At 71.7% G+C, this 23445-nt stretch carries 22 protein-coding genes; 7 read left to right on the forward strand and 15 right to left on the reverse strand.

Annotated elements, in window-relative coordinates:
* Positions 1 to 19 precede the first annotated feature (19 nt).
* Together IF64_RS0103955 and IF64_RS0103960 are read left to right on the forward strand one after the other, a co-directional pair.
* Positions 20 to 589, forward strand: a complete 570-nt coding sequence (locus IF64_RS0103955; RefSeq protein WP_030530612.1) for a GNAT family N-acetyltransferase — start codon at positions 20 to 22, stop codon at positions 587 to 589.
* 313 nt (positions 590 to 902) lie between these two features.
* Positions 903 to 1442 (forward strand): hypothetical protein, encoded by a 540-nt coding sequence (locus tag IF64_RS0103960; protein WP_030530613.1) that lies wholly within the window; start codon positions 903 to 905, stop codon positions 1440 to 1442.
* A gap of 61 nt (positions 1443 to 1503) precedes the next feature.
* On the opposite strand, the gene IF64_RS0103965 is transcribed toward IF64_RS0103960, so the two are convergent.
* The 11 genes from IF64_RS0103965 to IF64_RS0104020 form a co-directional block, all read right to left on the reverse strand.
* Positions 1504 to 1953: a hypothetical protein gene (locus IF64_RS0103965; RefSeq protein WP_030530614.1), complete on the reverse strand. Its 450-nt coding sequence runs from the start codon at positions 1951 to 1953 to the stop codon at positions 1504 to 1506.
* Positions 1950 to 2705, reverse strand: coding sequence for a 4-hydroxy-tetrahydrodipicolinate reductase (gene dapB, locus IF64_RS0103970; protein ID WP_030530615.1), 756 nt, complete (start codon positions 2703 to 2705; stop codon positions 1950 to 1952). The genes IF64_RS0103965 and dapB overlap by 4 nt, the downstream gene beginning before the upstream one ends.
* Positions 2702 to 4063: a M16 family metallopeptidase gene (locus tag IF64_RS0103975; RefSeq protein ID WP_030530616.1), complete on the reverse strand. Its 1362-nt coding sequence runs from the start codon at positions 4061 to 4063 to the stop codon at positions 2702 to 2704. Before IF64_RS0103975 ends, dapB begins: the two co-directional genes overlap by 4 nt.
* Positions 4064 to 4268: 205 nt before the next feature.
* Positions 4269 to 6527 carry a polyribonucleotide nucleotidyltransferase gene (locus IF64_RS0103980; protein WP_030530617.1) on the reverse strand — a complete coding sequence of 753 codons (2259 nt, stop codon included), beginning with the start codon at positions 6525 to 6527 and terminating at the stop codon, positions 4269 to 4271.
* Between the two features lie 258 nt (positions 6528 to 6785).
* Entirely contained in the window at positions 6786 to 7055 is a 270-nt protein-coding gene (rpsO, locus tag IF64_RS0103985) for a 30S ribosomal protein S15 (protein ID WP_030530618.1), read from the reverse strand.
* A gap of 97 nt (positions 7056 to 7152) precedes the next feature.
* Positions 7153 to 7860, reverse strand: a complete 708-nt coding sequence (locus tag IF64_RS25155; protein ID WP_051757454.1) for a 2'-5' RNA ligase family protein — start codon at positions 7858 to 7860, stop codon at positions 7153 to 7155.
* Positions 7861 to 7942: 82 nt separating this feature from the next.
* Positions 7943 to 8425, reverse strand: a complete 483-nt coding sequence (locus IF64_RS0104000) for a helix-turn-helix domain-containing protein (RefSeq protein ID WP_030530620.1) — start codon at positions 8423 to 8425, stop codon at positions 7943 to 7945.
* Positions 8426 to 8608: 183 nt separating this feature from the next.
* Positions 8609 to 9568, reverse strand: coding sequence for a bifunctional riboflavin kinase/FAD synthetase (locus IF64_RS0104005; RefSeq protein WP_030530621.1), 960 nt, complete (start codon positions 9566 to 9568; stop codon positions 8609 to 8611).
* Between the two features lie 36 nt (positions 9569 to 9604).
* A complete protein-coding gene (gene truB, locus IF64_RS0104010) occupies positions 9605 to 10495 on the reverse strand; it encodes a tRNA pseudouridine(55) synthase TruB (RefSeq protein ID WP_030530622.1) in 891 nt (296 codons plus the stop codon).
* 11 nt (positions 10496 to 10506) lie between these two features.
* The gene (locus tag IF64_RS0104015; RefSeq protein ID WP_084705629.1) at positions 10507 to 11856 is read right to left on the reverse strand and encodes an MFS transporter; all 1350 of its coding nucleotides are present in this window, start codon (positions 11854 to 11856) and stop codon (positions 10507 to 10509) included.
* Positions 11857 to 12057: 201 nt separating this feature from the next.
* Positions 12058 to 13374 (reverse strand): MATE family efflux transporter, encoded by a 1317-nt coding sequence (locus IF64_RS0104020; protein WP_030530624.1) that lies wholly within the window; start codon positions 13372 to 13374, stop codon positions 12058 to 12060.
* 110 nt (positions 13375 to 13484) lie between these two features.
* On the opposite strand from IF64_RS0104020, the gene IF64_RS25885 reads away from it, so the two are divergent.
* From IF64_RS25885 to IF64_RS0104045, 5 genes are all read left to right on the forward strand, one after another.
* Positions 13485 to 15035, forward strand: a complete 1551-nt coding sequence (locus tag IF64_RS25885; RefSeq protein WP_051757456.1) for an SDR family oxidoreductase — start codon at positions 13485 to 13487, stop codon at positions 15033 to 15035.
* Between the two features lie 81 nt (positions 15036 to 15116).
* Complete coding sequence (locus tag IF64_RS0104030; RefSeq protein WP_030530626.1) at positions 15117 to 16157, forward strand: TRM11 family SAM-dependent methyltransferase; 1041 nt, start codon at positions 15117 to 15119, stop codon at positions 16155 to 16157.
* Between the two features lie 82 nt (positions 16158 to 16239).
* On the forward strand, positions 16240 to 18651 hold the full coding sequence (locus tag IF64_RS0104035; protein WP_051757457.1) for an alpha-glucosidase: 2412 nt from the start codon (positions 16240 to 16242) through the stop codon (positions 18649 to 18651).
* A 13-nt stretch (positions 18652 to 18664) separates the two neighbouring features.
* On the forward strand, positions 18665 to 18820 hold the full coding sequence (locus tag IF64_RS27005; RefSeq protein ID WP_157575500.1) for a hypothetical protein: 156 nt from the start codon (positions 18665 to 18667) through the stop codon (positions 18818 to 18820).
* Entirely contained in the window at positions 18817 to 19215 is a 399-nt protein-coding gene (locus IF64_RS0104045) for a type II toxin-antitoxin system VapC family toxin (protein WP_030530628.1), read from the forward strand. Before IF64_RS27005 ends, IF64_RS0104045 begins: the two co-directional genes overlap by 4 nt.
* 28 nt (positions 19216 to 19243) lie before the next feature.
* On the opposite strand, the gene rbfA is transcribed toward IF64_RS0104045, so the two are convergent.
* The 4 genes from rbfA to IF64_RS0104065 all read right to left on the reverse strand — a co-directional run bounded on the left by rbfA (position 19244) and on the right by IF64_RS0104065 (position 23426).
* The gene (gene rbfA, locus IF64_RS0104050; protein WP_030530629.1) at positions 19244 to 19690 is read right to left on the reverse strand and encodes a 30S ribosome-binding factor RbfA; all 447 of its coding nucleotides are present in this window, start codon (positions 19688 to 19690) and stop codon (positions 19244 to 19246) included.
* Between the two features lie 30 nt (positions 19691 to 19720).
* Entirely contained in the window at positions 19721 to 20017 is a 297-nt protein-coding gene (locus tag IF64_RS0104055) for a DUF503 domain-containing protein (RefSeq protein WP_030530630.1), read from the reverse strand.
* Between the two features lie 87 nt (positions 20018 to 20104).
* Entirely contained in the window at positions 20105 to 23017 is a 2913-nt protein-coding gene (gene infB / locus IF64_RS0104060; protein WP_030530631.1) for a translation initiation factor IF-2, read from the reverse strand.
* A 145-nt stretch (positions 23018 to 23162) separates the two neighbouring features.
* Positions 23163 to 23426 carry a YlxR family protein gene (locus tag IF64_RS0104065; protein WP_051757458.1) on the reverse strand — a complete coding sequence of 88 codons (264 nt, stop codon included), beginning with the start codon at positions 23424 to 23426 and terminating at the stop codon, positions 23163 to 23165.
* Between the last annotated feature and the right edge of the window lie 19 nt (positions 23427 to 23445).

Below are 23445 nucleotides of genomic sequence, written 5' to 3' on the forward strand. Positions count from 1 at the left end.
GCCACTAGGGTCGACGCCCATGACGGACGCCACGGTGCGCATCGCCACTGCCGACGACGCCTCCACGATCGCGGCCATCCAGGTCCGCACGTGGCGCGCCGCCTACGCCGAGGCACTCGGCCGGGCCACCGTCGACGCACTGGACGAGGAGGCGCTCGCCGCCGAATGGGCCACCGCCGTCACCCATCCCGGCTCGACGGTCCTCGTGGCACTCGAGGGCGCCACGGTCGTCGGGTTCTGCGCCGCGGGACCGGCGCCACGCGACGACGTGGCTGCCGCCGACGACAGCCTGCCCGCCGACGCCGACACCGTCGCTCTCGTCTCCACCGTGCTCGTCGAACCGCGATGGGGCAGACGCGGCCACGGCGGCAGACTCTTCGGCACCGCGGCCACCGCCCTGCGGGCCGACGGTCACACCCGCGGCATCACCTGGACCGCCCAGTCGGATTCGGCGTCGCTGTCGTTCTTCCGCAGCGTCGGGTGGAACCCCGACGGCACCGTGCGTACGCTCGACACGGGCGAACGCACCGTCCGCGAACTCCGCCTCACCGGCGGACTCGACGTCCGCTTCACCGACGCCGACGACTAGTCCACGAGCGTCGGCACCGTCACCGCCGACACCGTCACCGACGACACCGACGACACGGACACCGCAGACACCGCCGACCCCGAAACGGGGTGAACATCCGGTTCCTTCCCGGTTGACCGGAGGCGACCCGAACGTCCGAAACCCGCCACGACCAGGGATTCAAGGTGGTGAACCGCGCCACGGCGGCGCTGGCGTCTGGCATCCTCGAAGCTGCGGCCGCACGCGGTGACCGGCGTTCACAGGACCACCACGCCGCCACTGTCATGCTGCCGAGCACCCCGCCCGACACGTCCCCGACCCCCGGAGCCCACCCGTGCTGACCTGGCTGTGCGTCGCCTTCGGCGTCGCCGTGGGCTCGGCCCTGCTTCCGGTGGTCAGCATCGAGCTCTTCCTCATCACCGTCATGACGAGCGAGAGCGAGACGATCCCCTGGATCCTGATGGGCGCGGTCGTGGCCGTGGGCCAGCTCGTCGGCAAACTGCCCTACTATCTCGCGGCACGCGGTTCGATCCACCTGCCGCGGGTGCTGCACGACCGCATCCACCGGCCCCGCCGCGAACGCCCGCTCACGCCGCGCCGCGAACGCTGGCAACGGCGCACCAAACGCGTCCGCGGCTGGCTCGAGGCGCTCCGCGAACGCTGCCACCGCCATCCGCACTGGATGGCCACGACCTACGGCGTCAGCTCGGTGGCGGGCCTGCCGCCCTACATGGCCACCGTCGTCCTCGCGGGTTTCGTCAACATGCGGCCGTCGCTGTTCGTCGGCGCGGGCCTGGCCGGCCGGTTCGTCCGTTTCAGCATCCTCGCCGCCTCCCCCGCGGTCTGCGCGGGCTGGTTCGGCGTCAGCCTCTGAGTCGGACCGGCCGCGCGGTCACCGTCGCGTCCGCGCAGGCACCAGGTCTCGGCGCCACCCCTCAGGTCTCGGCGGAGGCCTCGAGCTCCACGGCCTTGCGCATCGTGGCCCTGGCCCTGCGCCGGTCGCCGGCGATGTCGTAGGCGTAGGCCAGTCGGTACCAGCGCCGCCAGTCGTCCGGCTGCTGTTCCAGCTCGCCGCGACGCTCCTCGAACCAGGCGTCCGCGGCCTGCCGGTCGACGCGGCCGGACGGGCGGCGCGGCAGATCCGAGACGTCGGGCAGACCGCCCTCGGCCTCGAGCCTGCGGGCGAGCCGCTGGATCTGGTTGCCCGACCGCCACGTCGTCCACAACATCCACGCACCCAGCAGCGGCAGCACCAGCACACCGGCGCCCAGCAGCACGGGCACGAGTTCGCCGGTCCTCAGCAGCGCGATCGCCCGCCCGGCCAGCAACACCAGGTACAGCGCGACGGCGGCGGTCAGGACGATCGCGACGTTGCGCGCCTTCACAGGTCGAGCACCTTCTCCAGGCCCACGGTGAGGCCGGGCCGGGTCCGGGTCTCCCGCACGCCGAGCAACACGCCGGGCATGAACGACGTCCGGTCCATCGAGTCGTGGCGGATCGTCAGGGTCTCCCCCGCGGCGCCGAACATGATCTCCTCGTGCGCCACGAGACCGGGCAGGCGCACCGAGTGCACCCGCACGCCGTCGAGGTCGGCGCCGCGGGCGCCGTCCACCTCGGACACGGTCGCGTCCGGGCCCGGTTCGACGCCCGCCTCCGAGCGGGCGCTCGCGATCATCCGTGCGGTGTGCGCCGCGGTGCCCGACGGGGCGTCGGCCTTGCGGTTGTGGTGCAGTTCGACGACCTCCGCAGAGTCGTAGAACCGCGCGGCCTGCTGCGCGAACCGCATCGCGAGCACCGCCCCCAGCGCGAAGTTGGGCGCGATGAGCACGCCGAGGTCGGGCCGCTCGGCGAGCCAGCCCTGCACCTGCTCGAGGCGTTCCTGCGTGAACCCGGTCGTGCCGACCACCGCGTGCATGCCGTGGGACAGCGCGAACTCCAGGTTGCCCATCACGGCGTCCGGCCGCGTGAAGTCGACGACCACCTCGGCCTTCGCCTCCACCAGGGCCTCGAGCGAGTCGCCCGACCCGACGGTCGCCACGAGATCCATGTCCGGCGCCCCCTCGACCGCGCGTACGGTCTCGGCGCCCATGCGGCCCGTGTGGCCGAGCACGCCGACGCGGATGGGACTGGCGGTCATGCGATCACCTCGTGCAGTTCGTCGGGAAGGTCTTCGTCGTGAGCGTACGGCCCGACCACCACGGCGGTCGTCGGACCTGCCTGCCTGCGCAGCAGGGTGCGCGCGAGTGCGGCCACCTCGTCGCCGGTGACGGCGTCGATGCGCGCCAGGTTGTCCTCGACGCTCAGATGCCTGCCGTAGTTGAGTTCGTTCTTGCCGAGCCTGCTCATCCGCGAGGCCGTGTCCTCCATGCCGAGCACGAGCGCACCACGCAGCTGACCCTTCGCCCTGGCGACCTCGGCCTCGGAGAGCCCCTCGGCGGCGACCTCGTCCAGCACGGCCCGCACCACGCCCGTCACCTCGCCGAGCCGGTCCGGCTGACATCCGGCGTAGACGGACAGATGCCCGGTGTCGGCGTACGTGGCCACCGACGAGTACACCTGGTACGCCAGACCGCGTTGTTCGCGCACCTGCTGGAACAGTCGCGAGCTCATGCCGCCGCCCAGCGCGGCGTTCAGCACCGCGAGCGCGTAGCGCCGTTCGTCGTGCCTGCCGAACGCGGGCATGCCGACCATCAGATGAGCCTGCTCGGTGTCGTCGCTGCGCAACGCGAGGGTGCGGGTGCGGCGCAACCGCGCCCGTCCGCTGCGGGCGGGTACGGGGGCGGCGTCCCCGCCGAGCCGATCGCCCAGCGCCCGCCGGACGAGCCGCAGCACCGCGCCGTGGGTGACGTTGCCGGCCACCGACAGCACCATGCGCTCCGGCACGTAGCGGCGGCGGTAGAACCCGCGGAGCGCGCGCGGCGTCATACCCCGGATCGACTCCTGGCTACCCAGCACCGGCCTGCCGAGCGGGTGCCCGTCGAGGATCGTCTCGACGAAGGTCTCGTGCAGCAGGTCCTCGGGGTCGTCGTCGCGCATGGCGATCTCCTCGAGCACCACGCTGCGTTCGGTCTCGACGTCGGCGTCGGCGCAACGCGCCGCGAACACCACGTCGGCCACGAGATCGATCGCCACCGGCAGGTCCTCGTCGATGACCTGGGCGTAGTAGCAGGTGTGTTCCTTGGCGGTGAACGCGTTGAGCTCCCCGCCCACCGCGTCGACCTCCTCGGCGATGTCGGTCGCGTCGCGCCGCGCCGTACCCTTGAACAGCAGGTGTTCGAGGTAGTGCGCGGCGCCGGCGACGGCGGGCTGTTCGTCACGTGAGCCGACCCCGACCCACAGGCCAACCGTCGCGGACCGGACACCGGGGATCTGTTCGGTGACCACCCGCAATCCGCCGGGCAGGACGGTCCGTTTCACCCGGCCGCCGTCCGATGTGGACTCCAGAGTGCGGGTGGTGCCTGCGGGCTGTTCGTAGCCGGAGATCTGCCGTGCCATCGACCTTGCTTCTCGCGCGGGTGTCACACTGCGCCCAATTCGGGGTGAGGGCGCTTCACCGCTGCCTGCCCGCCGCACCCGCACCCCGCCTCGAACGGCGCTGTGCGGCCGGGCGGCCGAGGGGCGGACAACCCGACAGCGACCCGCCGCGGCACGGATGCCGCCGACGGGTCGCTGTCGTGTGCTGGGGTGTCGGTCGCTGCCGTTACTCGGCTGCGGCCGTCCCGGCCTCTTCGGTGCCCTCGGCCTTCTCGCCGCTCTCGTCGTCCTCGTTCACGACGCCGAGGCTGATCTTGCCGCGGTTGTCGATGTCCTGGATCTCGACGCGCAGCTTGTCGCCGACGTTGACGACGTCCTCGACCTTGCCGATGCGCTTGCCGTTACCCAGCTTCGAGATGTGGACGAGGCCGTCCTTGCCGGGCAGGAGCGAGACGAACGCGCCGAACGCCGCGGTCTTGACGACCGTGCCGAGGAAGCGCTCGCCCACCTTCGGCAGCTGCGGGTTGGCGATGGCGTTGATCTTGTCGATGGCCGACTCGGCGGACGGGCCGTCGGCGGCACCGACGTAGATCGTGCCGTCGTCCTCGATCGAGATGTCCGCGCCGGTCTCCTCGGTGATCGTGTTGATCATCTTGCCCTTCGGGCCGATGACCTCGCCGATCTTGTCGACCGGGATCTTCACGCTCGTGACCCGCGGCGCGTAGGGGCTCATCTCGTCCGGCTCGTCGATCGCCTCGGACATCACGTCCATGATCGTCAGCCGGGCGTCCCTGGCCTGGTTCAGCGCGGCGGCCAGGACGTCGGACGGGATGCCGTCGAGCTTGGTGTCCAGCTGCAGCGCCGTGATGACGTCCTTGGTGCCGGCGACCTTGAAGTCCATGTCGCCGAACGCGTCCTCGGCGCCCAGGATGTCGGTCAGCGCCACGTAGCGGGTCTCGCCGTCGACCTCGTCGGACACGAGGCCCATCGCGATACCCGCCACCGGCGCCTTCAGCGGCACACCGGCGTTGTACAGGCTCATCGTGGACGCGCAGACCGAGCCCATCGACGTCGAACCGTTGGAGCCCAGCGCCTCCGAGACCTGGCGGATGGCGTACGGGAACTCGTCCCGCTTGGGCAGCACCGGAACCAGCGCCCGCTCGGCGAGCATGCCGTGGCCGATCTCGCGCCGCTTCGGCGTGCCGACGCGGCCGGTCTCACCGGTGGAGAACGGCGGGAAGTTGTAGTGGTGCAGGTAGCGCTTCGACGTCTCCGGCGACAGCGTGTCCAGCTGCTGCTCCATGCGGAGCATGTTCAGCGTGGTGACACCCAGGATCTGGGTCTCGCCGCGCTCGAACAGCGCCGAACCGTGGGCCCGCGGGATCACGGCGACCTCGGCGGCCAGCTGGCGGATGTCGGTGATGCCGCGGCCGTCGATGCGCACCTTGTCGCGCAGGATGCGCTGGCGCACGAGCTGCTTGGTCAGCGCCTTGAACGCGGCGCCGATCTCCTTCTCGCGGCCCTCGAAGGCCTCGCCCTCACCGATGCCGACCTTCTCCAGGACGGCGGCCTTGACCTCGTCGGTGGCGTTGTCGCGGTCCTGCTTGCCGCCGATGGCGAGCGCCTTGGTGAGCTCGTCGGTCGCGATCGCGGCGACGGCGTCGTAGGCGTCCTGCTGGTAGGCCGGGAACAGCGGGTACTCCCCGGTCGGCTTCGCCGCGACCTCCGCCAGCCGCTGCTGCGCCTCGCACAGCGCGCGGATGAACGGCTTGGCCGCGTCGAGGCCCTGCGCCACCGTGGTCTCGGTCGGCGCGGTCGCACCCTCGGCGACCAGGTCCAGGGTGTTCTCGGTGCCCTCGGCCTCGACCATCATGATCGCGACGTCACCGGCACCGTCACCGACGACGCGGCCGGCGACGACCATGTTGAACGTCGCCTTCTCCAGCTGCGACCAGGTCGGGAACGCGACCCACTGGTCCTCGATCAGCGCGACGCGCACGCCGCCGATGGGCCCGGAGAACGGCAGTCCGCCGATCTGGGTCGAGGCCGACGCGGCGTTGATCGCCAGCACGTCGTACGGGTCGTCCGGGTTGAGGCTCTGCACCGTGATGACGACCTGGATCTCGTTGCGCAGACCGTCGGCGAACGACGGGCGCAGCGGGCGGTCGATGAGGCGGCAGGTCAGGATCGCGTCCGTGGACGGACGGCCCTCCCTGCGGAAGAACGCGCCGGGGATGCGGCCCGCGGCGTACATGCGCTCCTCGACGTCCACCGTGAGGGGGAAGAAGTCGAAGTGCTCCTTGGGCTGCTTCGAGGCCGTCGTGGCCGAGAGCAGCATCGTCTCGTCGTCGAGGTACGCCACGACGGAACCGGCGGCCTGCTTGGCCAGCCTGCCCGTCTCGAAGCGCACCGTGCGCGTGCCGAACCGACCGTTGTCCAGCACGGCTTCCGTTTCGTGCACGGTGATGCCGTCTGCATCAGTCATAAAAGTCTTAACTCCTCGTACCACCGCATGGAACACGCACATCCCCGCCCTTCGGGGCACGTCCGGGGTACGAGGCCGGCCATCGATCGAAGCCCTCGGGAAACTCCCGAGAGCCACTACCGAGGACCGGCTGCGGCGTCCCCGCACGCGGCGCGTGTCACTGCGGAATCTTCTCTGTGGTGTTGTCCGGCCCTGCCGGGGCGGGACCGGTGGACCGAAGGGGAGCGACCCGCTGGGCCACTCCCCTTCGTCATGATGTCATCGGCGCAGGCCGAGTCGCTGGATCAGCGAACGGTAGCGCGCGATGTCCACCTTCATCACGTAGTTGAGCAGCCGGCGGCGACGGCCGACCAGCAGCAGCAGACCACGACGCGAGTGGTGGTCGTGCTTGTGGGTCTTGAGGTGCTCGGTGAGCCCGGTGATCCGCTTGGTCAGCAGGGCCACCTGCGCCTCGGGCGAACCCGTGTCCGACTCGTGCAAGCCGTACTCGGACAGGATCGCCTTCTTCTCGTCGGTGGACAGAGCCACTCGTCACTCCTTGTGTTCAGTGCCGTGTTGTCAGTGTCAGTACCGGCCGCCACGGACCGCAGCCGGACTCAGCTGTTCAGCCTATCAGCGACCGCGGTCAACGCAGCGCATGCCCGAGGTCGAACCGGTCGACGGGCGTGTACACCGGACCGCGGATCGGGCGCCCGCCCACATGCCCGCTCGGGTGCCGGTCGACCCGGTCCGCACGGGCGTCCGCCCGGCCCGTTCGGTGGTCGGTTCGGTGGCCAGTGCGCTGGTCCGCTGGGGAGTCCGCTGGGGAGTCCGCTGGGGAGTCACTGCGCAGCAGGACGACGGCGTCGGCCTCCCATTCCGGGCCCCGGTGACCGGCCAGCGCCTCTGCCCATGCGGCCAGCGCGGCGGGCGGTCCTCCTCTGGCCAGCGTGACGTGTGCGCGGAACGGGCGGCGTTCGTCGTCGCTGCGCGCGGCCGCGGCGACCTCGGCGAGCGCGTCGCCGCGCGTGTCGATGCCCGCCCACAGCACGCCGGGGAACGTGCCCGCGCCGGCGATCCGCAGCACCGGCGCGGTGAGCCCGTCGAGCCGGCGGGCGAGCCAGTCGCCACGCCGCCGCGGATCGTCCTCGCCGTAGAAACCGAGCGTGACGTGCCAGCCGTCCCTCGCGGTCCAGCGGAGCCTGCCCGCCCCCGCTGTGTCTGACCCCGCTGTGTCTGACCCCGCTGTGCCCGCCGACCCCGCTGTGGCCGGAGACGGCTCGGCGCGTGCGAGGTGTTCGCGCAACGCGTCGGCCGCGGCGTCGGGTACCGGGAAGGCACTGAATAGTCTCACCGAACGGCGATCCTCCCCGAGTCCCTCACGCCGTCCGTGTCGTCCGTGCCGTCGGCGCCACCCGTGCCGTCGTCCCGCATGGTCACCGCGGGTCCTTGCCCGCGCGGCGCAGCAGGTCGGCGATCGCGGGGAAGTCGGGGTCGAGGCGTTCGGCCGCCTCGAGCAGCTGCTCCCCCTCGGCGATCTCGCGCAGCGCCGTCAGCACGTCCTGGTCGTCCGGGCCCGCGGCCAGCGGCACGTTGTCCCTGCTGACCGTGGGGCGTGCGGCCTTGACGTCCTCGAGTGCCGCCTGGATCGCCTCCTTGCTGCCGCCCGCGACGTCGGGCCGCAGCACCTTCCGTTCCAGCATGATCAGCCTGGCCAGCACGACGGGATTGCCGATCTTCGCCCGGCGCCCGCTCATGACCTGGCTCAACATCGGTGCACTGATCCCCAGCACCTCGGCCAGATAGGCCTGCGACACGTCGAAGGCCACGACGAGCCTGCGCACCCGGTCGCCGAGCGGTTCCCCGTACCACTCACGCTGCAACGCGATGTTGCGCTGGACGATCTTGTGGTCTTCCACGTCAGTCCCTGCTCCCCTCGATGGTCCCGACCGCCCGCGTGTGCGTGTCGGACGGTCCCTGCGGGCATCCTGCCAGGTCGCGTCCGGCAACACGGACGGAACGGACCAGCCGTTCACTTTTGCACCCCGCCGGGCGAGTGTCATCGGACTCATCGGACGCGCGCACGCGGGGCGCGGAGCCGCTCAGGCGGGTCCGAGCAGCTCCCTGGTCCTGGTCACGTCGTCGGCCATCTGGTCGATCAGCCCCTGCGGGCCGTCGAACCGGATCTGCCCCCGCAGCCGTTCCACGAAGTCCAGCGCGACCTGCTGACCGTAGAAGTCCTCGTCCACGTCGAGCACGAACGCCTCGACGGTGCGTTCCCTGCCGGAGAACGTGGGGTTGGTGCCGACCGACACGGCTGCGGCCAGCCGCGTGCCGCCGGCGCGCTCGAACCAGCACGCGTAGACGCCGTCGGCGGGGATCGCCGCGAACCGCGGGGTCGACAGGTTGGCCGTCGGATAGCCCAGGTCGTGCCCGCGCCCGTCACCGCGGACGACGATGCCCTCCAGGCGGTGCGGCCTGCCGAGCGCGTCGGCCGCGGCGCGCACGTCACCGGCGTCGATGCAGGAGCGCACGTACGTCGACGAGAAGGTGATCTCCGCGCTGGCCTGCGAACCGCCGGGCAACGCGGTGCCCTGGAGCGTCGCGCCCTGCGCCGTGAAGCCGAACCGCTTGCCGAGCGTCCTGAGCGTCTCGACGTCGCCCGCGGCCTTCCTGCCGAACGTGAAGTTCTCGCCGACGATCACGGCGGCGGCGTGCAGCTTGTCCACCAGCACCTCGTGGACGAACTCCTCCGGGTCCAACCGGGACAGTTCCGGGGTGAACGGCAGCACGCAGAACACGTCCGCACCGAGCTGTTCGACCAGGTCGGCCTTCCGCCGCAGGGTCGTGAGCTGGGCGGGATGCGAGCCGGGTCGCAGCACTTCGGACGGATGCGGGTCGAAGGTCAACACCACCGACGGCACACCCAGTTCGGCGGCCGTCGCCACCGTCCGTTCGATCAGCACCTGGTGTCCCCGGTGCACCCCGTCGAAGACCCCGATGGTGACGACGCATCGTCCCCAGCCACCGGGCAGATCTGCCAAACCGCGCCAACGCTGCACAGTGCAGCAGCGTAACGACCGTCCGCCGCGGGCCGCTCAGGCGGGCGCGAGCACGACGAGCGGCTTGGCGACCGGCCCCCGGTCCTCGGCGAGCGCCAGCACCGCACCCTCGGGGTCGAAGACGCCGTAGGTGCCGGCGATCCCGCCCGCGGGCAGCCGCTGCCCGTGCCGTACGGCGCGCGCGGCGGCGGCGTCGACGTCCCGGCGCGGGAACGCGGCGGCCACCGCGTCGGCGAGGGTCAGCGACAGGCCGGGGTCGGCCTCGACCGCGTCCAGCGTGCGTGCCGCCGCCAACGTGAAGGGCCCGACCGTGGTCCTGCGCAGCTGCGTGAGGTGACCGCCCACGCCGAGACCGGCACCCAGGTCGCGGGCCAGCGCCCGCACGTAGGTGCCGGACGAACAGTCGACCATCACGTCGAGCGCGACGCGCTCACCCTCGCGCCGCGTGGCGAGGAGGTCGAACCGGTGGACGGTCACGGGGCGGGCCGGCAGGTCGACCTGCTCTCCCTCGCGCACCCGCGCGTAGGCACGTTTGCCGTCGACCTTCACCGCGCTGACCGCGCTGGGCACCTGCTGCAGCTCACCGGTGAGCGCCGCGATGCCGCCCGCGATCGCCCCGTCGGTGACCCCGCCCGCGTCGGCCTCCTCGAGCAGGTCGCCCTCGGCGTCGTCGGTCGTGGTCGACGCGCCGAGCGTGATCGTGGCCAGGTAGGTCTTGCGGTCGAGGGCGAGGTGTCCGAGCAGCTTGGTGGCGCGTTCGACCCCGAGCACCAGCACGCCGGTGGCCATCGGATCGAGCGTTCCGGCGTGCCCGACCTTGCGGGTGCCGAGGAACCGGCGGGCCTTCGCGACGACGTCGTGGGACGTCATACCCGCGGGCTTGTCGACGATCAGCAGGCCGGGCGGGACCGGGGTCGGTGTGGACACGGCCGACGACCTTAACGAAGCACTGCGCCGGGCGCCGACGCGAGGTCCCACGCCTTGCGCCGGATGCGCACCGGCACGTCCTCGCCGCGGTCCTGCGCGGCCAGCACCGCCGCCCGCGCCCTGCGGAACCACACCAGCACCCGCCAGATCCCGAACAGCAGCACCGCGATGACCGCCAGCAGGGCGATCCGGTAGTCGCCGGTCAGCTCGACCAGGACACCCACGAGCAGCGACGCCGTCGTCGTGGCGCAGAACCCGCCGACGTTGACCGCCCCCGTGGCGGTGCCCACGCGCGGCAACGGGTTGTAGTCGCGGACGAGGGCGAACCCGACGGTGGACACGGGTGCACCGAGCGACATCACGACGAACGCGGGCACGAGCATTGCGATCGGAACCTGACCGGGCCAGGAGAGCAGGGCCGCCCAGGTGCAGGTCAGCAGGAGGCCGTACCCGAGCACGATGGGCATCCGCAGGTCCGGTCGGCGGCTGAAGTAGCCGCCCGCGAGCGGACTGGAGATCATGGCTCCGAGGACGAACACCATGAGCAGCGAGCTGGCGGTCGTGTCCGCGTAACCGAGCTGTTCCACCATGTAGGGCACGCCCCACAACAGCGTCATCACGTTGAGGCTGAAGGGCATGGAGAAGTGCGTCCAGAAGCCCAGCCGCGTCGCGGGCACCCGCCATGCGCCGCGCAGCTCGCCGGCGACCTCGGCGAGCGGCTGCGCGGCCGAACGCGCCGTGCGCTGCTCGGAGGTGTCGCGCACGGCGGCCAGCACCACGACGAGGTAGCCGAGGGTCGCGATCCCGACGCCGAAGAACGCGGGGGTCCAGCCCACTCCGTCGAGCAACAGGGCCAGTGGCAGCGTCGCCCCGAGGTTGCCGAGGAAACCCAACGATCCGGTGAACGCGGTGACCAGGACGTACTGCCGCCCCGGGAAGTGGTTCGCCGCCAGACGCAGCACCGAGACGAACGCGAGCGCGTCCCCGACGCCGAGGATCGCGCGGGCGATCAGGCCGAGCGCGTAGCTGTCGACCAGCGCGAGCAGCACCTGGCCGGACCCGAGCATCAGCACCGCGCCGATGAGCACCGACCGCGAGCCGAACCGGTCGACCAGCATCCCGGTCGGGATCTGCATCGCGGCGTACACCGCGACCTGCAGCACCGTGAACGTGCCGAGGGCGGCCGCCCCCACCCCGAACCGTTCGGCCGCGCTCAGGCCCGCGACCCCGAACGAGGCGCGGTGGAACACGGCGAGCAGGTAGACGAACGCTCCCGCACCCCACACCACCCACGCCCGGGCCGGCGCCGAGGCGTTCAGTGGTGCGTTCGCCGGGGCCTTGCCCGGTCGGCTGGCCTGCACCTGTCCTCCTTCTCGTGATCACGTCCGGACAGGCGCCTGCGACCGTCCCCGTTCGTTCTAGTCCATCGGCTCCCCGGCCGGATACCCGCGGTGCCGGTGGAGTTCCCCACAGCCCCGGTCACAGCCCCAGTGACAGCCACGACCACAGCGCCAGCCCCGGCCACGGCGCCAGCCCCAGCCACGGCGCCCGGCCACCGGCCCTCACGCGCGCACGGCGCCGGTGACGGCCCATCGGCCGCCGCGCCAGCGGGCCACGACGAACCCGAGCCGCAGCAGCATGAACACGGTCAGCCCCGTCCAGATGCCGGCCAGCCCCCAGCCGAAGCCCAGGGAGGCCCAGATCAGCGGCAGGAATCCGAGCAGTGCGCTGCCGAGAGTGGCGTTGCGCAGGTAGGCCGCATCGCCCGCACCGAGCAGTACCCCGTCGAGCGCGAACACCACACCCGCCACCGGCTGCAGCGCGACGAAGAACCACCACGCGTGCGGGATCTGCCCGAGCACGCCCGCGTCGCTGGTGAACGCCAGCGGCAGGACCTGCGACACGGCCGCGAACGCCACCCCCAGACCGCAGCCCAGGACGAGACCGTACCGGGTAATCTGACCCGCGATGCCGTGGGCGCGCCTGCGCGATCCGCCGCCGAGTGCCGCGCCGATGAGCGACTGTGCGGCGATGGCGATCGAGTCGAGCACGAGCGACAGGAACGTCCACAGCTGCCACACGACCTGGTGCGCTCCCACCGCCTCGGTCGAGGTGCGCGCGGCCACGGCCGTGGCCGACAGGAAGCAGGCCTGGAACCCGAGGCTGCGCAGCACGAGGTCGCGGCCGAGGATCAACTGCGCCCACATGACCGAGGGCCGGGGCCGCAGCCGCGCACGCTCGCGCACCAGCGCCGCGAGGAAGAACCCGCCGGAGACCGTCTGGGCGACAACGTTGGCCACGGCCGAGCCTTCGAGCCCCAGCCCGGCCGGGTAGACGAGGATCGGGCACAGCACCGCCGACAGGCCGTTGCCCGCCAGGACGTACCGCAGTGGGCGGACCGCGTCCTGCACGCCGCGCATCCAGCCGTTGCCCGCCATGGTCACGAGGATCATCGGGGTGCCGCACAGCGCGATCCGCAACCAGGACACCGTGGCGTCGGTGATCTGCTCGTCGCCGGACATCATGCTCGCGACGGGACGCGCGAGCAGCTGCCCCGCCACCACGATCACGACCCCGACGGCCAGTGCCAGCCACGTCGCCTGGACACCCTCCTCGACGGCCTCGGCCCTGCGGCCGGCCCCGTGCAGGCGGGCGGTGCGCGAGGTCGTGCCGTAGGACAGGAACGTCAACTGCGTGGACACCAGCGCGAGCAGCGTTCCGCCCAGCGCGAGCGCGGCGAGCGGCAACGCGCCGAGATGGCCGACGACCGCCGTGTCGACGAGCACGTACAACGGTTCGGCCGCGAGCACCCCGAGCGCCGGAACGGCGAGCCCGAAGACCTTCCGCGCCGGGACGCGTTCCTCCCTCACCTCGACCACGCACCGCAGCCTAAGGGGACCGGCCGACAACCCGGTCGTCCGACAGATGCCGCGGTCGTCACACCCCGCCTAGCGTCGCGGCCCATGACGAACCGAACGGAGGTGTACCGGTGACGGTGCTGGTGACAGGTGCGACGGGGCGGGTGGGCCGCCACGTGGTGACCGGACTGCTGGACGCGGGCGTCGAGGTGCGCGCGCTGACCAGGGACCCGGCGAGGGCGCAGCTGCCGGCCACGGTCGACGTGGTGGAGGGCAGCCAGCTCGACGGTGAGGGACTCCGCCCGCACCTCGACGGGGTCTCGGCCGTGTTCCTCATGATCCCGGACTTCGAGCTCGAGGCCCTCATCCGGACCGTGCGGATCATCGGCGAGCACGCCGCCCACGTGGTGCTGCTGTCCTCCAGCGCGGTGCGCGACGACGTGCCCGCAGGCGAACAGACCGGGGCCATCGCCCACGCGCACGCAGCCGTCGAGGAGGCGATCCGCGAGGTGGGCGTGTCGTGGACGTTCCTGCGCCCCTACGGCTTCGCGGCCAACAGTCTGGAGTGGGCGGCGGCGATCCGTGCCCGCGACACCGTCGCGGTGGTCCGGCCCGAGACGCCCACCGCTCCGGTGGACGAGCGCGACATCGCCGCCGTGGCCGTCCGCGCGCTCACCGAGTCCGGACACGACGGCATGCGCTACGCACTCACCGGCCCCGAGCCGATCACCCCGGCCCGGCAACTGGGGATCATCGGCGAGATCACCGGCAGGAACATCCCGTGGCGGGAGCGGCCCGCCGAGGAATGGGCCCGGTCGCTGCTGGGAGCGCACGCCCCGGACTCGGCGATCGCCGCACTGGTGGCCGACCTCGGCGGCAGTGATCAGAACGGGACGTGCACCGACACCGTCGCCCGCGTCACCGGCAGACCCGCCCACGCGTACCGCGACTGGGTGCGGGCCCACGTCGACGACCTCACGGGCCCGCTGCCTCCGGTGTCGCGAAAGGACACCCACGTGCTGGTCGCCACCTGGCGGGCCGCCGACCCGGACACCCAGCACGCCGCGGCGGCCGCCGCCGTGGACGACTGGCGCCGCCGCCCGTGGCCCACCGGTCTGCTCGCCCACACCGTGCTGCTGGGAACCGACGGCCGCACCCTGGTCCACTATGCGCAGTGGACCGACGAGGCCGCGCTCGACGACTTCCGCCGCACCGCCCGCGCCGCACACAACGACACACTCGACGACACACTCGACGACACACTCGACGAGGCGGTCGCGGGCATCGAGCGTCTCGAGGCCGTCGGATATCGGCTGTACCGCGAGGCGTTGCCCGAGCGGCCGTTCGAACCGGGCGCCGTGGTGCTGGTGTCGTTCCGGACCGACTCCGCGGCGACCGGTGAACGGTTCGTCGACGAGCTGCTCAGCCGGCATCCCGTGACCACCGGCGAACAGGGACCCGCGGGCATGGCCGGCAACCACTTCCACATCGCCGTCGACGGAAGTCGCATGCTCAACTGGGCGGAGTTCGCCACCGTCGAGGACCACGAGCGCGTGGTGGCCGAGCGCCTCCAGGCCGACGACGACGTCCCGCGGCTGGTGGAGCGGACGGCCGGTCTCGAGCCGATCGGCTTCCAGCGATTCCTGCCCTACCGGACCGTCTACGGGCCGCCCTCCGACTGAGGCCCACCGGTTCAGGAGCCTGACGCGCAGGAGGCGGACGCCGACGCCGCGACCGAGGCGGGTTCGCCTACTCTTACGCCGATGCCCGAGTACGCGATTCTCATCCTGCCGTCGGCCAACCGTGTCTACACCGAGACCTCGCGGCGCCTGTTGCAGGCCGAGCTGGCGGTGTTCGGCGACACCGTGCTGTCGGTCGCCCCCACCGCCGTCGCCGAGACGGAGATCGGCGGCGCCGAGTACGTCACGTTCACCACGGACGCACCGCTGACCGACGAGGACGTGGCACGGCTGTCGCGGCTCTCCTCGGCGTATGTCCTCTTCGAACGGTCGGGCGAGTTGTTGCGGCCGGTTCCGCTCCAGCGGTGGGGTCGCTTCGACTCGGATCTGCTGACGATCCAGAAGTACACGGGCAAGACCAACGAACTGTTCACCGCGCTGCTGCTGAACCTCACCGTGCTGTCGACGACCCGGCCGCAGGCGCTGACGGAGGCGGGCCTGCACGTCCTGGATCCGTTGTGCGGCAGGGGAACGACGCTGAACCTGGCCATGATGTACGGCTTCGACGCGACGGGCGTGGACGTCGACGAACGTGATTTCGAGGCCTACCAACAGTTCGTCAAGACGTACCTGCGCACCAAGCGCGTCAAGCACACCGCGGAGGCGACCCCGTTGCGACGCAACAAGGTCCGCCTCGGGAGCCGACTCGACGTGACCTACGCACCCACCAAGGAGGAGTACAAGGCCGGCGACACCCGGTCGATTAGCTACCTGCGGTGCGACACGCTCGAGACCGACGAGGTGGTGCGCAGAAACAGCGTCGACGTGATCGTCACCGACGCACCCTACGGCGTGCAGCACGGCAGCCACCGGCAGAACGCCAATCCGGTGCGGAGTCCGCGGGACTTGCTGGCCGCGGCCGTTCCCGTGTGGACGCGGACGCTGCGCCGCGGCGGGGCGCTCGGCCTGTCGTGGAACACCCACGTCGTGCCCCGTGACGAACTCGTCGACATCCTCACCGGCGCCGGTCTGACCGTGCGGTCCGGCGGAGCCTACGACGGCCTGGCCCACCGGGTCGACCAGGCCATCGTGCGCGACGTCCTCATCGCCACGAAGGACGCCTGACCGCCACCCCTCTCCCCCGCCCCGGACCGTCACCCGGCGCATTCCGCACCCGCGGAACCCGCGGTTCTGCGACGATGCACACGTGGCCGCACCTCGCACCCGGCGACGGCGCCGGATCCGGATCGCCGCGGTGCTCGGCGTGACCACGGTCCTGGTCGCCGCGTGCCTGATCACGTGGGCGCGCATCCCGCGTGACGACCTGGCGATGCTCGAAGCGGGCAGTCTGCACATCGATCCGCGCGTGCCTGCCGCGGCCAGCGCCCGAGGGCTCACCGTCACGATCGACCGGGGCAGCGACAACCCGGACGACAGCGACACCGACAACAGCGACAACGACAGCGACAACGACGACGACACCGACGACAGCGACACCGACAGCGACACCGAGCCCAACACCGGCGACGACACGGGGCCGCGCATCACCGTCCGGAGCGGCCACGCAGCCGTGTGGAGCAGCGACCCTGGCCACGCGTTCCTCGGCGCGGGCCGCGGCGAGCTCACCGCCGAGGAGGACCGCGGCTACTTCTGGCTCCGCAGCGACCACGACCGCGAGTGGACGACCCAGACCGTCGACCGGATGACCGCCACCGACCGCGGGGTCGTCCTCCGCGGCCACCTGCGGGACGCCGACGGCGGCCGCGGACCTTCCTGGCGGGCCGAGTTCTCCGCCACCGACCGCGGAGCCACGGTGGACGCCCGGCTCGACGATGCGGACAACGCGGACGAGGCAGGCTCGGCCGGCGAGGCGGGGCAGGCCACGTCGCTCGGGTTCTGGAGCAGCCGGACCGGCAGTAGCGCGGTCCACGGCTTCGGCGAGCAGTTCACCGACATGGATCTCGACGGACGTCTCGTCCCCGTCGTCGTCCGTGAGCAGGGCGTCGGCAGGGGCGAACAACCGGTGAGCATCCTGGCCGACGTCACGAACAACGGAGCGGGCGGCACCGAGGACATGACCTACGCGGCGTGGGCGTCGTGGGTGACCGCGGACCTGCGGGGCGTCCGGTTGGACCCCGCACTGCCCGAGTCGCACGCCCTCGCCGTCGCCGACACCCGCACCGAGGGCCGGGTCGGACTGGAGGTCCAGGCCACCCACCTGCGCGCCGAACTGGTCACCGCCGACACACCCCTCGAGCTCGTCGCCCGCCAGCAGTCCGGTGTGGACCGTCCGCCGCTCGCCCACTGGACCGGGAACGGGGCGATCGTCGGGCTCCAGGGCGGCACGGATTCGGTGCGGCGGTCGGTGGAGTCGTTGCGGTCGGCCGGTGCGCGGATCAGCGGGGTCTGGCTGCAGGACTGGACCGGCCGGCGCACCACGTCGTTCGGGCAGCGTCTGTGGTGGACCTGGCAGCGCGACGAGGAGCGGTACCCGCAGTGGCGCCGGCTGGTCGCCGACCTCGCCGACTCGGACATCGCGGTGACGACGTACGTCAATCCGTTCCTGGTCGACCCCGCGGGAAAGCAGCCCGCACCGGCGCGGAACCTGCTGGCCGAGGCGCGGGCGCGCGGATACCTGGTGACCACGGAGTCCGGCCGCCCGTACACCCTCGACCAGGGCGATTTCGACGCCTACCTCGTGGACCTGACCGACGATGCCGCGCGGGACTGGTACGCCGACGTCATCGCCGACGAGGTACTCACCGACGGAGTCCGGGGTCTCATGGCCGATTTCGGCGAGGGGCTGCCACTGGACGCACAGCTCACCGACGGCGATCCGATGACGGCACACAACCGCTGGCCGGCGCTGTGGGCCGGCACCGTGCGGGAGGCCTGCGAGCGGGCGGAGCAGCCCGACTGCGTCACCTGGTTCCGCTCGGGTTCACTCGGGATGGACGCCGACGCGCCGATGTTCTGGAACGGCGACCAGCTCACGTCGTTCAGTGCCGAGGACGGACTGGGGTCGGTGCTGCGCGGCACGTTCTCGGCGGGCGTGTCCGGGTGGCCGCTGGTGCATTCCGACGTCGGCGGCTACACGTCGATCGACGCGGTGGTGAAGGATTACGTGCGCTCACCGGAACTGCTCGCCCGGTGGGCCGAGCTGTCGGCGTTCGGCGTCCTCATGCGCACCCACGAGGGGAACCGGCCGGCGGACAACACCCAGGTCTACGACGAGGTCGCACGGAACCGGTTCGCCGAGGCGACGCGGATCTACGCGGCGCTGGCCGACTACCGGCGCGAGGTGGTCGACCACGCCACCGAGACCGGCGTCCCCGCGATCCGGCACGGCTGGCTCCAGGCACCGGACACGGCCGCGGCCGGGGTGGACACACAGTTCTTCTTCGGGCCGTCGATCCTCGTCGCACCCGTGCTCACCGAGGGCGCCGACGACGTGGAGGTCACCCTTCCACCGGGCCGGTGGCGGCACCTGCTGACCGGACACGTCTACGCGGGCGGCACGACCCGCACGGTCCCGGCGCCGATCGGCACCCCCGCCGCGTTCGTGGAGACCTCCGACCCGTGGGCCGAGCGGCTCACCGACGCCCTCGCGAACCGGTAGCGCCGCGCGAGCCTTGTCGACCCACTTCAGCCGGAACCGCGAGCTGCTCGACGAGATCGAGCGGGATCTCGCCGACGGTGCGGGCGCACAGGCGCCCGACGCCGCGGACGTCCTCGAGCGCGCACGCGAACGGCGCGACGACGACACGAGGGCCGGCGGCGTCGCGTGATCGTCGTCGATGCTTCGGCACTCGCGAACGCCCTGGTCTACAACGACGACCGCGGCCGCAAGGCTCGGGCCGCACTGGCACGTGACGTGGAGTGGGCCGCGCCCGACCATTGGATGGCCGAGGTGTTCTCGGTTGTCCGCGACCTCACCCTGGGCGGCAAGATCAGTGACGACACGGCGGTGCGCACGATCGAACGCCTGCGACGCATCGCGATCGACACTGTTCGGATTGCCGACCTCGTGCCGCGTATGTGGCAGCTGCGCGCGAACATCAGCGGTTACGACGCCGCGTACGTGGCGCTCGCCGAGACCCGTGGCCTCACGCTCGTCACCGCCGACCGGCGACTGGCTCGGGTGGCGCTGGACAGCTGCCGGATCGAGCTCGTCGCGACCTGAACACCGCCGCCGATCCGTGCGGCCGGCGTCACTCCTCGTCGGCGTCCTTGGCGGGCTTGTAGGGATCGGCCTCGCCCGCGGGCTGGGCCGCGGTGGCCTGGCGGGCGACCTCCGCGTCAGCCTCCCGTGCCTTGGCGAGCAGTTCGTCGATGTTGCGCGCCTCGGACGGGATGTTGTCGGCCACGAACGTCAGCGTCGGCGTGTACCGCACGCCGGTGCCCTGGCCCACCTTCGTGCGGAGCACGCCGCGGGCGGATTCCAGCGCGGCGGCGGCACCCGCGAAGTCCGGTGCCGCGTCGAGGGTCTCGCCGAGCACCGTGTAGTACACCGTGGCGTCGCGCAGGTCGCCGGTGATGCGGGCGTCGGTGATCGTGACGTTGCCCAGCCGAGGGTCCTTCACCTCGTGCTCGAGGGCGGACGCGACGATCTGCGCGATCCGCTTCGCCAGCCTGCGTGCCCGAGCGTTGTCAGCCACCCCGAATCCCCTCATTCCTGCCTGTACGACTCAGTCGTCCTCGCCACCGTGTACCCGACGGCGGGCCGACAGCAGCTCCATCTCCGGCCGCTCCGCCACGAACCGTTCGCACGCGTCCAGGACGTCCCGCACGTGCGCGCCGTCGGCGGCGACCGTTGCGATGCCGACGGTCGCCCTCCGGTACAGCTCCAGCTGACCGGCCTCGGCGACCGCCACGTCGAAGCGTTTCCGCAGCTCGGCCACGAGTGGCCGCACCACCGAACGCTTCTGTTTGAGAGACCGGACGTCACCCAGGAGCACGTCCAGCTCCAGTGAACCCACGAACACCGTTACCCCGCATCGCCGGGTCGACAAGGGCCGCCGGTGCCGCGGGCGGGGGAACGGCTCACCGCTCCCCCGCCCGCAGGCCCGAACTCACTCGCGCGGCTTCTCGCGCTGCTCGTACGTCTCGACGACGTCGCCGACCTTGATGTCGGAGAACTTGCCGAGCGTCAAACCGCACTCGTAGCCGTCGCGCACCTCGGTCGCGTCGTCCTTGAACCGCCGCAGCGACGCCACGGGCAGTTCCTCGCCGACGACGACACCGTCCCGCAGCAGCCGCGCCTTGGCGTTGCGGCGGATGATGCCCGAGGTGACGAGGCAACCGGCGATCGTGCCGAACTTCGAGGACTTGAAGACCTCGCGGACCTCGGCCTTGCCGAGCTCGACCTCTTCGTACTCCGGCTTGAGCATGCCCTTGAGGGCCTGCTCGATCTCGTCGATCGCCTGGTAGATCACCGTGTAGTACCGGACGTCGACGCCCTCGCGGCTGGCCCGCTCGGTCGCCTTGCCCTGTGCTCGCACGTTGAACCCGATCACGACCGCGTCGGAGGCCGTCGCCAGGTCGATGTCGCTCTCGGTCACGCCACCGACACCGCGGTGCACGATCGACAGCTCGACCTCGTCGCCCACCTCGATCTGCATGAGCGAGTTCTCGAGAGCCTCGACGGTACCCGAGTTGTCGCCCTTGATGATCAGGTTGAGGGTGTTGGTCTCCTTCAGTGCGGAGTCCAGGTCCTCCAGGCTGACGCGCTTGCGCTTGGCCGCGTTCTCGGCGTTACGGATACGGGCCTGGCGGCGTTCGGCGATCTGCCGTGCCACCCGGTCCTCGTCCACGACCAGGAACGTGTCACCCGCACGCGGGACCGACGTGAAGCCGATGACCTGCACCGGGCGCGACGGGTCGGCCTCGGTGACGTCACGGTTGTACTCGTCGACCATGCGCCGCACGCGGCCGTAGGCGTCCCCGGCCACCACCGAGTCGCCGACCCGCAGCGTGCCGCGCTGCACGAGCACGGTCGCCACGGGGCCGCGGCCGCGGTCGAGGTGGGCCTCGATGGCGACGCCCTGCGCCTCCATGTCCGGGTTGGCCCGCAGGTCCAGCGCCGCGTCGGCGGTCAGCAGGATCGCCTCGAGCAACCCGTCGATGTTGACGTTCTCCCGCGCGGAGATGTCGACGAACATCGTGTCGCCGCCGTACTCCTCGGCCACCAGGCCGTACTCGGTGAGCTGCTGGCGGATCTTCTGCGGGTTGGCGCCTTCCTTGTCGATCTTGTTGACCGCGACCACGATCGGGGCCTTGGCAGCCTGCGCGTGGTTGATCGCCTCGATCGTCTGCGGCATCACGCCGTCGTCGGCCGCGACCACGATGACCGCGATGTCCGTCGCCTGTGCACCACGGGCACGCATGGCGGTGAACGCCTCGTGACCCGGGGTGTCGATGAACGTGACGGTGCGCTCGTCGCCCTCGAGCTCGGCCTTCACCTGGTAGGCACCGATGTGCTGGGTGATGCCACCGGCCTCGCCCTCGGCCACCCGCGTCTTCCGGATGGTGTCCAGCAGTCGCGTCTTACCGTGGTCGACGTGACCCATGACGGTCACGACCGGAGGCCGCACCTGCAGGTCCTCGTCGGTGCCCGCGTCCTCGCCGTAGTGGATGTCGAAGGCCTCGAGCAGCTCGCGGTCCTCCTCCTCCGGGCTGACGACCTGAACGTTGTAGTTCATCTCGCCGCCGAGGAGCTCCAGCACGTCGTCGGAGACCGACTGGGTCGCGGTGACCATCTCGCCGAGGTGGAACAGCACCTGCACCAGCGAAGCCGGGTTGGCGTCGATCTTCTCGGCGAAGTCGGTCAGCGACGCACCGCGCGGCAGGCGGATCGTCTCGCCGCTGCCCTTCGGCAGACGCACGCCACCGACGGACGGCGCCTGCATGTTCTCCATGTACTCCTGGCGCTTCTGCCGCTTCGACTTGCGGCCCTTGCGCGAGGGGCCACCGGGACGGCCGAAGGCACCGGCCGTGCCACCACGGCCGCCACCGCCGCGGCCACGGAAGCCGCCGCCACCGGGTCCACCGCGGAAGCCGCCGCCACCACCGCCGGCGGGAGCGCCGCCAGGTCCGCCCCGACCGCCGCCGGGTCCACCGCGGCCGCCACCGGGTCCGCCCCGACCGCCGCCGGGTCCGCCACGGCCACCACCGGGTCCACCACGACCGCCGGGTCCGCTCTGCTTGGCGGGCCGCGACGGCATCATGCCCGGGTTCGGGCGCGGCGGCATGTTGCCGGGGCTCGGGCGGTTACCGCCGCCCTGGCCACCCTGCCCGGATCCGCCGGAACGCTGACCCTGCTGGCCACCGCCCTGCTGACCGGTCTGGCCGCCCTGGCCACCCTGTCCGGGACCACCGGAGCGCTGGCCACCCTGCTGACCGCCACCGGGACGCGGCGCGGACGGACGCGGGGCCGGCGAACCGGATCCCACGCCGAACGGGTTGTTGCCGACGCGCGGCTGCTTCGGTCCCGGCTTCGGACCGGGCTTGGGACCCTGCGGCTTCGGCGGAACCACGGCACCGCCGGACTGGTCCTGCTTCGGCGCCTCGGGCTGCGCCGCGGGGGCCTTCGCGGCCGGAGCCTGCTCGGCCGGCTGCGCGGGCTTGGGACCGGGCTTCGGTCCCGGCTTCGGACCGGGCTTGGGAGCCGCCGGCTTCGGGGCCGACTGCGAGCTCTCCTGCGCGGGCCGGGCCGGCGCCTCGGCCGGCGTCGACGGCGCCTGCTGCGCACCGGCCGACGGGGCGCTCTTCGCACCGCCACCCGGCGTCGGCGCGGACTTGCCGCCCCCGGCCTTCTCGTCCTTCGTGGGTCCGTACGCGTCCCGGAGGCGCCGGGCGACCGGTGCCTCCACGGTGGACGACGCGGACTTCACGAACTCGCCCTGCTCCTTGAGCTTGGCGAGTACTTCCTTGCTCGTGACACCGAGCTCTTTCGCGAGCTCGTGCACGCGGGCCTTGCCTGCCACTGCTCTCCTCAACTGAGGCCAGACAGGCAAAGCACCCGCTGACCTCGTCCTATCGTCGCGCGTTCATGGCTTCAGCTTCACGGCTGACTCATGACGGGTCGACCTGCTTCCTTGTTTCCGGCCAGAGCCCGGGGACGTCCCGGGCTCATTCTTCGGTGGCGAGCCGTTCCAGGGCCGCCCGCACAGCGGACGTGTCGAGCGGACCGGGCACGCGCAGTGCGCGCGGGAATGCCCGCTTCCGCTCGGCTTTGACCAGGCACGCCGGATCGCGATGCAACCAGGCACCGCGCCCGGGGAGCCGTCGCCGTTCGTCGACGACCAGCTCCCCGTGTGCCACGACCAACCTCACCAGCTCGTCGTTCAACGCCCGTCGACGGCAACCGACGCACGTACGAACCGGGCCGGTCATCGACGTCGGGCGTTGCACC

It is taken from the genome of Prauserella rugosa (genome assembly GCF_000719975.1).
GTDB classification, from domain to species: Bacteria; Actinomycetota; Actinomycetes; order Mycobacteriales; family Pseudonocardiaceae; genus Prauserella; species Prauserella rugosa.

Coding starts and splice junctions, on each gene's coding strand:
- IF64_RS0103955 (WP_030530612.1), top strand. CDS start 20: ATGACGGACGCCACGGTGCGCATCGCCACTGCCGACGACGCCTCCACG.
- dapB (WP_030530615.1), bottom strand. CDS start 2,705: ATGACCGCCAGTCCCATCCGCGTCGGCGTGCTCGGCCACACGGGCCGC.
- IF64_RS0103975 (WP_030530616.1), bottom strand. CDS start 4,063: ATGGCACGGCAGATCTCCGGCTACGAACAGCCCGCAGGCACCACCCGC.
- IF64_RS0103980 (WP_030530617.1), bottom strand. CDS start 6,527: ATGACTGATGCAGACGGCATCACCGTGCACGAAACGGAAGCCGTGCTG.
- IF64_RS0104030 (WP_030530626.1), top strand. CDS start 15,117: ATGCCCGAGTACGCGATTCTCATCCTGCCGTCGGCCAACCGTGTCTAC.
- IF64_RS0104065 (WP_051757458.1), bottom strand. CDS start 23,426: ATGACCGGCCCGGTTCGTACGTGCGTCGGTTGCCGTCGACGGGCGTTG.